The 15,752-nt window shown below is 66.5% G+C and carries 14 protein-coding genes; all 14 read left to right on the plus strand.

Annotation, left to right across the window (positions count from 1 at the left end; all coding sequences use genetic code 11):
* Positions 1-2 precede the first annotated feature (2 nt).
* Entirely contained in the window at positions 3-821 is an 819-nt protein-coding gene (gene rpsB, locus ABWO17_RS16415; protein ID WP_353120441.1) for a 30S ribosomal protein S2, read from the plus strand.
* Between the two features lie 34 nt (positions 822-855).
* The gene (gene tsf, locus ABWO17_RS16420; protein ID WP_353120443.1) at positions 856-1,458 is read left to right on the plus strand and encodes a translation elongation factor Ts; all 603 of its coding nucleotides are present in this window, start codon (positions 856-858) and stop codon (positions 1,456-1,458) included.
* A gap of 326 nt (positions 1,459-1,784) precedes the next feature.
* Positions 1,785-2,942 (plus strand): DegT/DnrJ/EryC1/StrS family aminotransferase, encoded by a 1,158-nt coding sequence (locus ABWO17_RS16425; protein ID WP_353120445.1) that lies wholly within the window; start codon positions 1,785-1,787, stop codon positions 2,940-2,942.
* Positions 2,943-3,339: 397 nt separating this feature from the next.
* The gene (locus ABWO17_RS16430; protein WP_353120447.1) at positions 3,340-4,131 is read left to right on the plus strand and encodes a glycosyltransferase family 2 protein; all 792 of its coding nucleotides are present in this window, start codon (positions 3,340-3,342) and stop codon (positions 4,129-4,131) included.
* A gap of 95 nt (positions 4,132-4,226) precedes the next feature.
* The gene (gene pyrH / locus ABWO17_RS16435) at positions 4,227-4,943 is read left to right on the plus strand and encodes a UMP kinase (RefSeq protein WP_015946540.1); all 717 of its coding nucleotides are present in this window, start codon (positions 4,227-4,229) and stop codon (positions 4,941-4,943) included.
* 6 nt (positions 4,944-4,949) lie between these two features.
* Positions 4,950-5,510: a ribosome recycling factor gene (gene frr / locus ABWO17_RS16440; protein ID WP_353120450.1), complete on the plus strand. Its 561-nt coding sequence runs from the start codon at positions 4,950-4,952 to the stop codon at positions 5,508-5,510.
* A gap of 168 nt (positions 5,511-5,678) precedes the next feature.
* Positions 5,679-6,431 (plus strand): polyprenyl diphosphate synthase, encoded by a 753-nt coding sequence (gene uppS / locus ABWO17_RS16445; protein ID WP_353120452.1) that lies wholly within the window; start codon positions 5,679-5,681, stop codon positions 6,429-6,431.
* Entirely contained in the window at positions 6,428-7,234 is an 807-nt protein-coding gene (locus tag ABWO17_RS16450; RefSeq protein ID WP_353120454.1) for a phosphatidate cytidylyltransferase, read from the plus strand. Before uppS ends, ABWO17_RS16450 begins: the two co-directional genes overlap by 4 nt.
* Before the next feature lie 340 nt (positions 7,235-7,574).
* Entirely contained in the window at positions 7,575-9,068 is a 1,494-nt protein-coding gene (locus tag ABWO17_RS16455; protein WP_353120456.1) for a pyridoxal phosphate-dependent decarboxylase family protein, read from the plus strand.
* A 37-nt stretch (positions 9,069-9,105) separates the two neighbouring features.
* Positions 9,106-10,455 (plus strand): 1-deoxy-D-xylulose-5-phosphate reductoisomerase, encoded by a 1,350-nt coding sequence (gene dxr, locus ABWO17_RS16460; RefSeq protein WP_353120457.1) that lies wholly within the window; start codon positions 9,106-9,108, stop codon positions 10,453-10,455.
* On the plus strand, positions 10,452-11,516 hold the full coding sequence (rseP, locus tag ABWO17_RS16465) for an RIP metalloprotease RseP (RefSeq protein ID WP_353120459.1): 1,065 nt from the start codon (positions 10,452-10,454) through the stop codon (positions 11,514-11,516). Before dxr ends, rseP begins: the two co-directional genes overlap by 4 nt.
* Complete coding sequence (gene tsaB / locus ABWO17_RS16470; protein WP_353120461.1) at positions 11,513-12,691, plus strand: tRNA (adenosine(37)-N6)-threonylcarbamoyltransferase complex dimerization subunit type 1 TsaB; 1,179 nt, start codon at positions 11,513-11,515, stop codon at positions 12,689-12,691. The genes rseP and tsaB overlap by 4 nt, the downstream gene beginning before the upstream one ends.
* A gap of 316 nt (positions 12,692-13,007) precedes the next feature.
* Complete coding sequence (gene fliD, locus ABWO17_RS16475) at positions 13,008-14,762, plus strand: flagellar filament capping protein FliD (RefSeq protein ID WP_353120463.1); 1,755 nt, start codon at positions 13,008-13,010, stop codon at positions 14,760-14,762.
* A 151-nt stretch (positions 14,763-14,913) separates the two neighbouring features.
* Positions 14,914-15,732, plus strand: coding sequence for a flagellar export chaperone FliS (gene fliS, locus ABWO17_RS16480; RefSeq protein WP_353120465.1), 819 nt, complete (start codon positions 14,914-14,916; stop codon positions 15,730-15,732).
* The last annotated feature ends 20 nt before the right edge of the window (positions 15,733-15,752 follow it).

Below are 15,752 nucleotides of genomic sequence, written 5' to 3' on the forward strand. Positions count from 1 at the left end.
AAATGGCTTACGTTTCCATGAAGCAGATGCTGGAAACCGGCGTGCACTTCGGTCACCAGACCCGCCGCTGGAACCCCAAGATGCGCCCCTTCATCTTCGGCGCCCGCAACGGCATCCATATCATCGACCTGCAGCAGACCGTTAAGCTGTTCCGCACCGCCCACGACAAGGTTGTGGACACCGTGGTCAACGGCGGCAAGGTCGTGTTCATCGGCACCAAGCGCCAGGCTCAGGAAGCCGTGGCCGTGGAAGCCAGCCGCGCCGGGCATTTCTACGTGACCAACCGCTGGATGGGCGGCACGCTGACCAACTTCACCACCATCCAGAAGAGCATCGACCGCCTGAAGAAGCTCGAGGTCATGTTCGCCGACGGCACCGTCAACAAGTACCAGAAGAAGGAAATCCTGCGCATGCAGCGCGAGATGGACAAGCTGCTGGCCACCCTTGGCGGTATCAAGGAAATGGACCGGCTGCCCCAGCTGGCCTTCATCGTGGACCCGCACCGCGAAGACATCGCCGTGAAGGAATGCCGCAAGCTCGGCATCCCCATCGTGGCGGTCACCGATACCAACTGCGACCCCGACCTGATCGACTTCGTCATTCCCGGCAACGATGACGCCATCCGCGCCATCAAGCTCTTCGTGGCCGCCATCGCCGACGCCTGCATGGAAGGCGACGCCATGCGCAAGGAACGCAAGGGCAAGGACGCCGAGGAAGAACTGAAGAAGGCCGCAGCGCCCAAGGCCGAAGCCGCCCCCGCCGCTGAAGCCCCCGCCGCTGAAGCCCCCGCGGCCCCCGTTGTCGAAGCCGCCGCCGAGTAACCAGACCTCCACGACCTCTCAGGGAGACCGCACAATGGCAATTACCGCCCAGATGGTTAAGGAACTGCGCGAAAAGACCGGCGCCGGCATGATGGATTGCAAGAAAGCCCTGGAAGAAAACGATGGCAGCCTCGAAAAGGCCATCGACTGGCTGCGCCAGAAGGGCCTTTCCAAGGCCGCCAAGAAGGCTGGCCGCGCCACCTCCGAAGGCGTCATCGGCAACTACATTCACTCCACCGGCAAGATTGCCGTTCTCGTGGAAGTGAAGTGCGAGACCGACTTCGTGGCTCGCAACGAGAAGTTCCAGGAATTCGCCAAGAACGTGGCCATGCAGATCGCGGCCAACAACCCCGCCGCCGTGGACGCCGAGTCCGTGGACCCCGCCGTCATCGAGCGCGAGCGCGAGGTTTACCGCCAGAAGGCCCGCGAAGAAGGCAAGCCCGAGAACATCATCGAGAAGATCGTTGAAGGCGGCATCAAGAAGTTCTACAAGGAGATCTGCCTCCTGGAACAGCCGTACATCCGCGACGACAAGCTGACCATCCGCGACCTGCTGAACGACGTCATCGCCACCCTGGGCGAAAACGTCACCATCGGTCGCTTCGTCCGCTTGCAGCTGGGCGCGGAAGAAGCCTAGCCGCAGGACGGAACGCCGCCATGCCGCACGGATGCAACCGCACCAAGATCGGCATGGAGCAGACCGTGCTCGCATCATGAATGAAAGGGGGGTCGCGAGACCCCCTTTTTCGCGGGCTGCGACTTGGGGTATGTTTCCCCTCGGCAGCCGGGCGGGCGGGACTTCCACGCCGCCGCCACACACCAAGCCCCCGGCTGCCCCGCCGCCGCGAGGCCCCACGGGACGGGGCATCGTCCCCCCGGCGCGCCCCGCGCGCCCCACGCAAAGCAGGCCCCGCGCGCGAACGGCCCAGCCCCACGCCGCCCGGCCCCGGAGAAAGAACACCCATGCGCGACACCTTCCTCGTCTTTGGCCAGCCGCTCATCGAACAGGCGGAAATGGACGAAGTACTCGACAGCATGAAGCGGGCGTGGATTGGCACCGGCCCCAAGGTGCACCAGTTCGAAAAGGATTTCGCCGCCTACAAGGGCATGCCCTACGCCGCCGCCGTCAACTCGTGCACGGCCGCGCTCCAGCTTTCCTGCCTTGCCCTCGACCTTGCGCGGGGCGACGAGGTAATCACCACGGCCATGACCTTCTGCGCCTCGGTGAACGCCATCATCCACTCCGGCGCCACCCCGGTGCTGGCCGACGTGGACCCGGTGACCCAGAACATCGACCCTGCCGACATCGAACGCCGCATCACCCCGCGCACCAAGGCCCTGCTGGTGGTGCACTTCGCGGGGCGCGCCTGCGACATGGACCCCATCATGGACATTGCGCGGCGGCACAACCTGGCGGTCATCGAAGACTGCGCCCACGCCATCGAAACCACCTACAAGGGCAAGCAGGCGGGCGACATCGGGGACATCGGCTGCTTCAGCTTCTACGCCACCAAGAACGTGGTCACCGGCGAGGGCGGCATGATCCTCTCGCGCGACAAGGCCAGGATCGACCGTATGAAGATCATGGGCCTGCACGGCATGAGCGCCGACGCCTGGGCCCGCTTCTCCGATTCGGGCTACAAGCACTATTACGTCGTCGATCACGGCTTCAAGTACAACATGATGGACATGCAGGCCGCCCTCGGCATCCACCAGCTGAAGCGTGTGGAGGCCTACTGGAAGCGCCGCGAGGCCGTGTGGCAGCGCTACATGCAGGCCTTCGCCGACCTGCCCGTGGGCCTGCCCGCCGCGCCGGAACCGGACACCCGCCACGCCTACCACCTGTTCGCCATCCGGGTGAACGAGGCGCGTTGCGGCGTCTCGCGCGATGCCATGCTGCCCATGATGACCGCCCGCAAGATCGGCGTGGGGGTACACTACCTGGCCATTCCGGAACACCCCTACTACCAGAAGAACTACGGCTGGAATCCGGACGACTACCCCAACGCCGTGGCCTACGGACGCGAAACCATCTCGTTGCCGCTTTCGCCCAAGCTCAGCGAACAAGACGTGGACGACGTGATCGAGGCCGTGCGCGACATCGTCACCGGCAAGGGATAGGTAGCCATTTTTATACGTTTTTTGCGAGGGACATCGACTTTTTATGCGCCTCCGGCGGGCAGGGGCTTTGCCCCCTGCACCCCCGAGCTTTAATTCTCCGTCTTTCTTGCCTTTCCGCTGTACGGGAAATTGTCTTTCCTCCTTACACCCCGCAGCGGTCTTCCGCTGCGGGTGGCTGGTGCGGGCAGGATGCAAGGAATTACGATTTTTTGTGGCCGGGCAAGGCGGCGCGCATTTTTCGAGCGGAACATACTTCAGTATTTGAGCATCGAAAAACGCCCGCCAACGCCGCCCGGCCCAATAAAGTGGATTCTGCGGGCAGCGTGACCGCGCGACATCAATCCAGGCCCAGCCCTCGCTCCCCCAACCTCAACCCCGCCGCCACCGGCAGGACTGCATGCCCCCCGCCATCACCGGCCTTGTGCTCACCTACAACGGCGAACGCCTGCTCGACAGGTGCCTCGCCTCGCTGTCCTTCTGCGACAGGGTTCTGGTGGTCGATTCCTTCAGTACCGACCGTACCGTGGACATGGCCCGCGCGGCCGGGGCAGAAGTCGTCCAGCGCACGTGGGAAGGGCCGGGCCCGCAGTTCCGCCACGCCCTCTCGCTCATCGACACCGAATGGGTGTTCAGCCTGGACCAGGACGAAATCTGCACCGAAGAACTGCGCGAAAGCGTGCTGGCCGCAGTGCGCGCGCAGGTGCGCGGGGGCGAGGGCAGCCATGCCGCCAAGGCTGGCCACTGGGTACCCCGGCGCTCGTGGTACTACGACCGGTTCATGGAGCACAGCGGCTGGTACCCGGACTATCTGCTGCGGCTGTTCCGCCCCGCCCACATGGATGTGCACGTCTCCGGCGCGCACTATTCGTTCCACCCCAGGGGCGAAACGGGCCGCCTGCGCGGCGACATCCTGCACTACCCGTACGACAGCTTTCGCCAGCACCTGGACAAGATCAACTCGTACGCCCAGCAAGGCGCGGACGACCTGCGCGCCAAGGGGCGGCAGGGCGGCGTGGCCGTGGCCACGGCGCACGGCCTGGCCCGGTTCCTGAAACTGTACGTGGTCAAGCTGGGCTTTCTGGATGGCCGGGCGGGCTTCATCAACGCGGCGCACGGGGCCTTCTATGCCTTTCTGAAGTACATCCGGGTGCGCGAGGGCAACTGGGGCGCACCCTTCGACCATCACTAGACGCACGGCGACACTGCGGCGATGCCGCCAACGCCCCGCGAACGACCACGAATTCACGACGACGCAACATACAACCACCATACCGAGGGACGGACATGAGCGAACTCCGCTACAAGCGCGTGCTGCTCAAGCTCAGCGGCGAAGCCCTGGCGGGCGAAAACAAGTTCGGTATTGACCCCCAGACTGTTTCGAAGATATGCGAGGAAATCGCCGAGGTTGTCGACATGGGCCTGCAAGTGGCGCTTGTCATCGGCGGCGGCAACATCTTCCGCGGCCTCTCCTCGTCCGCCAAGGGCATGGACCGCTCATCGGCCGACTACATGGGCATGCTGGCCACGGTGCTCAACGCGCTGGCCGTGCAGGACGCCCTGGAAAAGATCGGCCATCCCACGCGGGTGCTTTCGGCCATCACCATGCAGGAAGTCTGCGAGCCGTACATTCGCCGCCGGGCCGACAGGCACCTGGAAAAGGGCCGCGTGGTCATCTGCGCGGCAGGCACCGGCAACCCCTACTTCACCACCGACACGGCGGCCGCGCTGCGCGGCATGGAACTGAAGTGCCAGGCCATCATCAAGGCCACCAAGGTCGACGGCGTCTATGACAAGGACCCCATGAAGCATGACGACGCCGTGATGTTCCGCAGCCTCGGCTACGTCGAAACGTTGCAGCGCAAGCTCGGCGTCATGGACTCCACGGCCATCACCCTGGCCATGGAAAACGACGTGCCCATCATCGTCTGCAACATGTTCAAGGGCAGCATCAAGCGCGTGGTCATGGGCGAAGACGTCGGAACCATCGTACACGGAGGCTAACCCCTTATGGATATGGATACCATTCTTCTCGATGCCGAAGAGCGCATGGAAAAGGCCCTCGGCGCACTGGACCGCGAATTCGCCAAGCTGCGCACCGGCCGCGCCTCCACCTCTCTCGTGGACAACATCAAGGTGGACTACTACGGCACCCCCACGCCCATCAGCCAGTTGGCGTCCGTCAGCGTGCCCGACAGCCGCACCCTGACCATCCAGCCGTGGGACCGTTCGGCCTTTTCGCTGGTGGAAAAGGCCATCATGAAGTCGGACCTTGGCCTGAACCCGGTCAACGACGGCAAGATCATCCGCATCTCCATCCCGCCGCTGACCGAGGAACGCCGCAAGGACCTCGTCAAGGTGGCCCGCAAGTACACCGAAGAAGCCAAGGTGGCCGTGCGCAACGTGCGCCGCGATGCCAACGACGCCCTGAAGAAGCTGGAAAAGGGCAAGGATATTTCCGAGGACGACGTGCGCAAGTCCACCGACGACGTGCAGAAGCTGACCGACCGCTTCGTGGCCAAGTCGGACGAGAAGTGCACGGCGAAGGAAAAGGAAATCATGGAGCTTTAGGAAACGGCCTCCGAACGGCTTGCGCATGTTCGGTCGCACGGAATGATTCCACATGGCCGGTCGCGCCCGCAGCAGTCCCGCCCCGCACACGCGGTTGGACGGACGGGTGGGCGGACCGGCCATGGCGCATATGACGCGGAGGCATCGCCCGCGTACCAGAGGCTTATCGTGAACAACGCTTCCACGGCGGGGTCCCCCCTGCCGGAAACTCTTGCGCCAGACACCCTGCCCCGCCACGTGGCCATCATCATGGACGGCAACGGGCGCTGGGCCACCCAGCGCGGCCTTTCACGCAGCGACGGCCACCGTGCGGGCACCGAGGCAGCCAGGGCCATCGTCACCGAATGCCGCACCCTGGGCATACCCCACCTGACCATGTACACCTTCTCCAAGGAAAACTGGGGGCGCCCCGGTGCCGAGGTGAAGTTTCTGTTCGAGCTGCTGGTGGACTTCCTGCGCGAGGAGTTGCCCAACCTCGTCAAGCGCGACATCCGGCTGTCCGTGTTCGGCCAACTGGCCGACCTGCCGTTGGCCGCGCGCAAGGCGCTGGAGCACGCCATCTCCCGCACCGCCGCCTGCACCACCATGCGCCTGAACCTTGCGCTCAACTACTCCGCCCGCGACGAAATCCTCATGGCCTGCCGCGCCCTGGCCGCCGAGGGCCTGCCCCCGGATGCCATCACCGAGCAAGCCTTTGCCGCGCGGCTGTGGACCACGGGCCAGCCCGACCCGGACCTGGTCATCCGTACCAGCGGCGAAGTGCGCATCAGCAATTTTCTGCTCTACCAGAGCGCCTACAGCGAATTCCACTTCACCGACACCCTCTGGCCAGACTTCACCCCAGAGCATTTCCGCGCCGCCCTGCGCGATTACGCCGGACGGCAACGCCGCTTCGGCAAAACGGAGGCAACCCCCGCGTGACCCCGGCATCTCCCCACTTCCAACGCGTCGTCACCGGCACGGCCCTTGCCGCCCTGCTTACCGTGGGCCTTGCCATGGGCGGCTGGGTGCTGCTGGTCATGGTGGTGGCCGTGGCCAGCCTGGCCCTGCTGGAATTCTACACCATGTTCTGGCCCGGCAACGCCCGCCTGCCCCTGAAGGCCGCAGGCATGGCCCTTGGTGCCGCCGTACTGGCGGCAGGCCACATGGACCGCCCGTGGATGGTGCTGGGCTGCATCGCCGCCGCCTTCCTGGTGGGGGCCGTGGGCTTTCTGCTCGCCTGGGGCAACGGCGATGACGACTGCCGCTTCACCGAAGGCCAGGTGCTGGCGGCGGGCATCCTGTACGTGCCCGTGCTGCTGCTGCCCGCCCTGCACTTCAACCGCTGGGAACAGCTGGTGGTCGTGCTGGCCGCCGTCATCTCCGACACCGGCGCCTATTTCATCGGCACCTGGTTCGGCAAGGCCCGCATCTGGCCGCGCGTCAGCCCCAAGAAAAGCTGGGTCGGCAGCCTTGGCGGCCTTGCCCTGTGCGTGCTCGCCTGCACCGGCGTCGGCGTTGCCGCAGGTACCGCCCCGTGGTGGGCCTTTGCCCTGCTGGGCGGCCTGCTGAACGTGGCCTCGCAACTGGGCGACTTTTTCGAATCCGCCCTCAAGCGCACCCTCGGCGTCAAGGATTCCGGCACCCTGCTGCCCGGCCACGGCGGCCTGCTCGACCGCATCGACAGCCTGCTCTTTGTCGTGCCCGCCTATGCTGCCCTGGATTCGGTGTTTCCGTTCTTTTAATGTTTGTCGGGGGAGAGGAAGGAACCTTTTGAAGCGACAGCCGTCGGCGAGTCTTCGAGCCATACGGATGACGACAGCAGAGCTAAAGGTTCCTTCCTCTCCCCCGCACCCCCTCTCCATCCTCCCAAACTTTTCAGTTGAAAAACCGTTGCCGCCATACCCATTGAAAAGTTTGGTGGAAAGGGGGATGGGGGTCCGGGGGAAGGGGGAAAACCACTTTTGCGGCAGCCGTTAGGCGAGTCACCGAGCCTTACGGATGGCGACCGCAACGCGAAAAGTGGTTTTCCCCCTTCCCCCGGAATAGCTCCAGACACGCCGCAACTCGCATACTTTACACCCCATGCAACGACACGAGACACTTGACCTGGAAGATTTCGAAGCTCTGCTGCACCGGGCGGCGACCATGATCGCGGACCGGGTGGAGCGCATCGGCCCGTGCGCCGAGGGTCCGGTGGTGCACCCGGCCACGTTCGACGAACTGGCGGCCCTGATTCCGTCCGACTGGCCGGAGGCGGGCGCGGGGGCGCACGCGGTGCTGGACGACGTGGCGCGGTGCATAGAGCCGTACGCCACGCGCATCGGGCATCCGCGCTTTCTGGCATGGATAACCACCAGCCCGGCCCCGGCGGGTACGCTGGGCGACATCGTGTGCACGGGGCTGAACCAGGCACCGCTGTCGTTCAAGGGCGGCCCTGCGGCCACGGTGCTGGAGCACGTGGTCATCGGCTGGCTGGCCCGGCTGTTCGGCCTGCCGGAAGCGGTCGGTGCCGCAGGCGGTGCGGACGGCGCGGGCGGCACCATCGTGTCCGGCGGCACCATGGCCAACCTGATGGGCCTGACCGTGGCGCGGCACACGCACTTTCCGGAGGCGGCCACCAAGGGGCTTGCGGGCATCGGACGCACCCCGGTGCTGTACGTTTCCGACCAGGGGCACATGTCCATCGAGCGTTCCGCGGTGTTGCTGGGCCTGGGCGCGGACAACGTGCGCGCCATCCCGTCCGACGCGGACAACCGCATGGACGTGGCGGCCCTGCGCACGGCCATCGCCACGGACCGGAAGGCGGGCCTGGCCCCGTTCTGCGTGGTGGCCCAGGCCGGCTCGGTGACCACCGGCGCGGTGGACCCGCTGCCGGAGATTGCCGACATATGCGCCGCCGAAGGTTTGTGGTTCCATGTTGACGCGGCTTACGGCGGCGCGGCCATGCTGACGGAAGAAGGCCGCGCGCTGCTGGCTGGCATCGACCGGGCGGACTCCATTTGCGTGGACCCGCACAAATGGTTCTTCATCCCGCTGGAATGCGGGGTGACCCTGTTCCGCAGCAGGGCGCAGCAGATTGCCACGTTCCGGGCGCGCGCCTCGTACCTGGGCGAGGAGAATCCGCACGACCTCAAGAACACCACCTTCATCCTCAGCCGCGCCAACCGCGCGCTGAAGGTGTGGTTTGCCTTCCGCACCTACGGGCGCGAGCGGCTGCGGCGCATCGTGACGCGCAACATGGAACTGGCCCGGCTCTTCCGCGACCTGTGCGCCGCCTCGCCGGAATGGCGGGTGCTGGCCCCGGTGCAACTGTCCATCGCCTGCGCGCGCTACGTGCCGCAGGGCGATGGCTGGACCGAGGAACAGGTGGACCGCTTGCAGGTGCGCCTGTTGGAACGGCTGGAGGCATCGGGCGAAGGGTTCCTGACCCCGGCCATGGTGCGCGGTCGGGCCGGGGTGCGCCTGTGCGTGGCCAATCACCGCACCTCCGAGGCCGACATCCGCCTGCTGTTCGACCTCATGACCACGCTTGGCCGCGAGCTTGCGGCGCAGGGCTTCCAGACCCCGCAGGTTTAGCCCCGCCAGCATACGGCGGAAAGGGAAGAACACGGGCATGATCCGCTACATTTCGCGCATGCCGGACCGGGCCTGGGAAGACCATGCGCCGCGCACGGTGGCCCTGCTGGGCAGCACCGGCTCCATCGGCACCAGCGCGCTGAAGGTCATCGAGGCGCATCCCGGCCTGCTCCGTGTTGCCGCGCTGGCCGGTGCGCGCAACGTGCGCCTGCTGGCCGAACAGGCCACCCGCCACCGCCCCGCGCACCTCGGCGTGCTGGACGAGGCGGGCGCGGCAGAACTGCGCGCGCTGCTGCCCTCCGGGTACGCGCCGGACATCCACGTGGGGCCGGCAGGGTACGCCACGCTGGCCGCCCTGCCGGACGCCTCCACGGTGCTGTCCGCCCAGGTGGGGGCCGCCGGGCTGCGGGCCACGGTGGCGGCGGCGCAAGCGGGCAAGGTGATCTGCCTCGCCAACAAGGAATCGCTGGTGCTGGCGGGCGCGCTCATCAGGCAGATTTGTACGGAAACGGGCGCGGTGGTGCTGCCCGTGGATTCGGAACACAACGCCGTGTTCCAGGCCCTGCGCGTGCACGACGCCTTGCGGGGCGGGGGGCAGGCGCCCGATGTCGTGCGCCGGATCATTCTTACCGCGTCGGGCGGCCCGTTCCGGGGGCGCGACCGGGCCTTCCTGTCCACGGTCACCCGCGAGCAGGCCCTGAATCATCCCAACTGGTCCATGGGCGCAAAGATCACCATCGATTCCGCAACGCTGATGAACAAGGGGCTGGAGGTCATCGAGGCCTACCACCTGTACGGGGTGGCCCCGGACGCCATCGAGGTGGTGGTGCACCCGCAGTCCATCGTGCATTCGCTGGTGGAATACGCCGACGGCTCGCAGATCGCCCATCTGGGCACGCCGGACATGCGCATTGCCATTGCCTACTGCATGGCCTGGCCGCACTGCGTGGACACCGGGGTGGCTCCGCTGGACCTGGTGCGGGCGGGCAGCTTGACCTTCGAGGCCCCCGACTTATCCTCTTTCCCGTGCCTTGCGCTGGCGCGACGCGCGCTTGCGAGCGAGGCGCGCACACCCGGCGGGGCGGGCCTGCCCGTGGTGCTCAACGCCGCCAACGAGGCAGCAGTAGAGCTTTTCCTGCACGGGTGCATCGGGTTCATGGACATTCCCGCGCTCATCGAACGGGCGCTGGACGCCCATCAGGCCAAACCGGCAGACACCACCGGAGCGGCAGACACCGATCCGGCAGGCGCGGTGGCTCGCGCCAATGCAGAGATATACATGCCGATGCACGACATCGACCACATAGAGGCGCTCGACGCCGCAACCCGCCGCCGCGTGCGCCACTGGGCAGACGCGGTCGGCACGCAAGGAACGGGTAACGCATGAGCAGCTTCCTTTCGGTCCTCCTGGTCCTTGGCGGCCTGATATTCTTCCACGAACTCGGGCATTTCCTGATAGCACGGCTGTTCGGCATCGGCGTGCAGACCTTTTCGCTGGGCTTTGGCCCGCGCCTGTTCGGCTGGCGCGGCGGCCAGACCGACTACCGGCTGTCGCTGGTGCCGCTGGGCGGCTACGTGTCGCTGGTGGGCGAAAGCGATGACGCGGAACTGCCAGAGGGCTTCGAAAAACGCCACAGCTTCACCCTGCGCCCGGCGTGGCAGCGGCTGCTGGTCATTGCCGCCGGGCCGGTATTCAACCTGCTGCTGGCGTGGTTCATCTACTGGGGGCTGTTCTGGGCGCACGGGCAGTTCCAACTGGCCCCGGAAGTTGGCCGGGTGCAGCCGGAAAGCCCCGCCGCCATCGCGGGCGTGGCCCCCGGTGACCGCATCCTGTCCATCGGCGGCAAGCCCGTGCAGTGGTGGGACGATGTGGCCGGGTCCATCGTGGCCAGCGAGGGCCGCGAACTGGCCATCGCCATCGACCGCAACGGCACGGCCCTGACCCTGAACGTCCAGCCCGAGGTGCGCAGCCGCAAGACCATCTTCGGCGAGGACGAGCACACCTGGCTCATCGGCATCCAGGCATCCGGCCGCACCGTGTCCCTGCCGCTGGACGGCACCTCGGCCATGAAGGCCGGGCTGGACCAGACCTGGCGAATGATCGTCATCACCGGCCAGAGCGTGCAGAAGATCTTCGAGCGGGTGGTGCCGCTGGATTCGGTGGGCGGCCCCATCATGATCGCCCAGATGGTCAGCGAACAGTCGCGCCAGGGGCTGGACAGCGTGCTGGCCCTCACCGCGCTGATCAGCATCAACCTGGGGCTGCTGAACCTGCTGCCCATACCCGTGCTGGACGGCGGGCACATCATCTTCCTAACCATGGAAATGGTCATGCGCCGCCCGGTCAATGCCCGCCTGCGCGAGGTGACCAGCCGCATCGGCCTGGCCTTCCTGCTGGCCCTGATGCTGCTGGCCACCTACAACGACATCGTGCGGAACCTGCAATGACCCAGGTGCCCCCGACGGCGGGGCGAGTCGTGGCCCCCGACCCGACCGCACCCACTGGACCCACTGGCCCCATAGGGGCCTGCGCCCAGCACGGCGCGGGGGGCATCACCCTGGCCCTGAACGCGGCGGAATCGCGCGTGCAGGCCGCCGCCCTGCGCGACGGCGAAGCCCTGTTCGCGCAGGAATGGCACGTACCCTCGCAGGGTACGGAACTGCTGGCCCCGGCCCTGGCCGACGCCTTCGCGCGGATGCGCCTTTCGCTGAGTGACGTGCGGCGCATCGCCTGCGTGCAGGGCCCCGGCAGCTTCACCGGGCTGCGCCTGGTGCTGTCCACGGCGGCGGGCATGGCCCGCGCGCTGGGGGCGCGGCAGGCCGGGTTATCGTACACGCAACTGCTGGCCTGCGGTCCGCTGCTGCCGCGCGGGGCGGTGCTGTGGGTGCTGACCCACGCCCGGCGCGGGCTGGTGCACATGCAGGCCTTCCGCATGCCCGGCGAGACGCTGGACGTCGCCAGCACCGGCGCCCCCGACGTCGCCCCGGACGCTGCTCCGGACACTGCCGCCGCCACGCCCCCCCGCCTGCCCGAAGCCCTGACCCCGGTGGAGGCGGCAACGCTTGACGCCGCCGTGGCCCGAATAGTGGCGCTTCAGCCAAACATAGAACACGCCGAGGGCAAATCGGCGGCGGCCGGATGCGATACTGACGCCGCCGTGGCCCGAATAGTGGCGCTTCAGCCAAACATAGAACACGCCGAGGGCAAATCGGCGGCGGCCGGATGCGATACTGACGCCGCCGTGGCCCGAATAGTGGCGCTTCAGCCAAACACAGAACACGCCGAGGGCAAATCGGCGGCGGCCCGATTCGATGCGGCCCCCGCCGTCTACCTGATGGGCAGCGGGGTCACCCGCAACCGCGCCGTCCTTGCCCCGGCATTGGCCGCGCTGTTGCCGGGGGCCTGCTTTCTGCCCAGCCGGTTCGACCACCCCGCCCCCGCCCTGCTGCTGCCCCTGGCCGCCACGGCCACCTACGGCCCCGATGACGTGCAACCGCTGTACGTGCGCCCCTGCGACGCGGAAGAAAACCTGCCCGCAATGGCCGCCGCGCGCGGCATGGACCCGGAACAGGCCCGGCTGGCACTGGCCCGGCTGACAACAGCCCCGCTCGCCGACGCATAATACGCTCCGTCCCCTCTGCCGTCAGGCGGGTTTGCCCCCCGGCACATCACGCCGCAGCGCCCTTCCCGATTTCCTGATGGGGCCGCCGGGACGACCCGCGAATGCCCTCCTTCCCCGCCCCCGTAGCCGCGCCCCTGGCTCTCGCCCCGTCCTTTCCCGGCCTCCGAGCCCACACGCCACGCCCCCAACCTAAAGCCCTCCGCTCACCCGCCGATAAGGTTTGCGAGGGAGCAGGCGGTGCCACTCTGGCACCGGCCTTGCACCCTCACGGCGGGAGACCCCCATCGGGAAATTTCTTCCGGCGAAGAGGTGCATCATGGTTGAACTGGCATCCGGCGGCGTATACTTTTCCGGGCTCGGCAACGGCACGGACTTCACCAAGGTCATCGACCAGTTGAAGTCCATCGAGCAGATTCCGCAAAAGCGCCTTACCCTGTGGAAGGCAGACTGGCAGAAACGCCAGGATGCCTTTGGCGAGTTGCGCACGGAAATCGCCACGCTCAAGGACATCGTGGACTCCATGAACACCATGGAAAAATTCATGGTGAAGACGCCGTCCAGTTCCAACGAAACCGTGGCCAGCGCCACCACCGATTCCAGCGTCCTTGAAGGCACCTACAAGATAGAGGTGGGGCAACTGGCGTCCAGTTCCATCTGGACCTACAACACCGCCTTCGCCGACAAGAAGACCAAGGTCAACGACTCCGGCAGCGACCAGCAGTTCGTCTACACCTACATGGGCAAGACCCGCTCGATCACGGTGCCCAGCGGCACCACCATCGACGGGCTCAAGAACATGATCAACAACGACCCCCAGAACCCCGGGGTAAAGGCCATGCTGGTGCAGAACGGCACCGGCTACACCTTCCAGTTCCGGGGCATGGACATGGGGTCCAACGCCACGCTGTCGGTAGGGGCGGGCACCACCGTCACCGGACTTCCCAGTACGGCCGCCAACTGGACCGTGCAAGCCAACCAGAATGCCCAGTACCGGGTCAACGGCTGGCCCGCCACCACCTGGCTGGAATCGAACTCCAACACGCTGACCGGCGCCGTGGAAGGCATGACCATCACGCTGCGGGACGTGGGCACCTCGCAGATTTCGGTGGTCACCGACATCGAGAAAATCAAGGAAAACGTCGTCGGCTTCGTCGATGCCATGAACGCGGTGCGGACGAAGATCAAGGAACTGACCGCCGTCAACAGTTCCAAGGACGTGGACAGCCCCGACGATGCCTCGTCGCTGTACTCCATGCAAAAGGGTTCCGTCCTGACCGGCAACTACGGCGTGCAGTTGCTGGCCACCCAGCTCAAGATGGCCACGGCGGACAAGGCCGCCGGCTTCGAATACCAGTACAAGGACGGCAACCTGCTGCGCGGCGACGTCTATTCGTCGCTGTCGCACATCGGCATCATGACCATTGCCGACTCCAACAGCCCCACTTCGGGCCTTCTGGAAATCCGGGAAGAAGACCTGGGGGACGGCCTGCCCTCCCTGGACCGGGCGTTGCGCGAAAATCCCGAGGCCGTGGCCGAATTGTTCGCCGCCAGCGGGCAGCCCCAGTCCGACTCGTCCGACTTCAGCTACTACTCGCACGTCAAGGGCGTGACCAAGGCGGGCATCTACGACGTGACCTACGACGTGGATGCCTCGGGCAACATCGTCAACGCCTTCATCGGCGGCAAGCGCGCCAACGTCGACAACGCGAACAAGCAGATCACCGCCATGGAAGGCGACGCCCGAGGCCTGGCGCTGCAAATAGACAACCTGTCGCAGGGCAGCTATTCGAGCCGCATGCGCATCAAGGAAGGCAAGCTGAGCGGACTCAGCAGCCAGCTTGAAGACATGTTGGGCAGCGACGGCGCGCTGAAGATCCTGGAAGACAATTACCAGGAGATCATGGACGACATACAGACCAAGATCGACAAGGAAGTGGACCGCGTCACCCAGTGGGAACGGCGCGAACGGCTGCGCTATTCGCGGCTGGAGGCCACCCTGGCCCGCTACGATGCGCTCGGCAAGTCGGTGGAAAGCCAAATCAAGTCGTTGTCCACTTCAACGTCTTCGTAGCCACGGCGGCCACCACGACCGGGACAATCAGGGTGCCCGCCCCGAGCGGCCATGCCCCAGACGAACACCCCCCGCCACGGCGCGGGGAACGACCACAACCCGCGACACACTCACCGCACAGGCGCGCGGGCGCATACACCGGGAGAATGCAATGCAGAAGGCCGCACACGCCTACCTTCAGACCCAGGTCACCACGACCACCCAGGGCGAACTGTTGCTCCTGCTGTATGACGGGGCCATCAAGTTCCTGAACCAGGCCAAGGAAAAGATCGCCGAACGCGACTACGCGGGCAAGGGCATCCTGATCTCCAAGGCCCTGGACATCGTCAATGAACTGGACGCCAGCCTGAACCTGGAAAAGGGCGGCGAACTGGCGCAGAACCTGCACAAGCTGTACTTCTACTGCTCCACCCGCCTGCTCAACGCCAACCTGAAGATGGACGTGGCGTTCATCGACGAGGTGATCAAGATCCTGTCCGGCCTGCGCGGCGCCTACGGCCAGATCGTCAACACCCCGGAGGCCATGGCCGTGGGGGCCAGCATGGCGGCCAACCGCACGCCCGCCAACGCCGCGCCTTCGCGCGTGCCGCTGCCCACCGCGCACATGCCGCCGCTGGGCAAGCCCGCGCAGTTCGGTCGCGCCCATGCCCAGGCCTACGGCCAGCAGGCCCCGGCGGGTGATGCCGTGCCGCAGGCGACCACCCTCGTGAGCCCGGCCCAGCCAGCCCAGCTAGCCGTGACGGAGCAGGCCGCGCAGGCAGCCGCCCCCGTCGTCCCGGCGCCACACACAGCGGCGATGGCGGCGGGCGTACCGCCCACGGCCCCTGACAATACCGCCGATGGCCCGGCAGCCCCAGACGCGCCGGACGCACCCGGTGCCCCCGTTGCTCCCGATGCCCCGCAGACGAAGGGATTTGCCCCCAGCCGCATGGCCGCAGCCAACCTGTATCGCAAGTTCGCGCAGGGCTAGGGCGAACGCCGGGCGGCAGA

The sequence above is a fragment of the Nitratidesulfovibrio sp. genome (assembly GCF_040373385.1).
Lineage (GTDB): Bacteria > Desulfobacterota > Desulfovibrionia > Desulfovibrionales > Desulfovibrionaceae > Cupidesulfovibrio.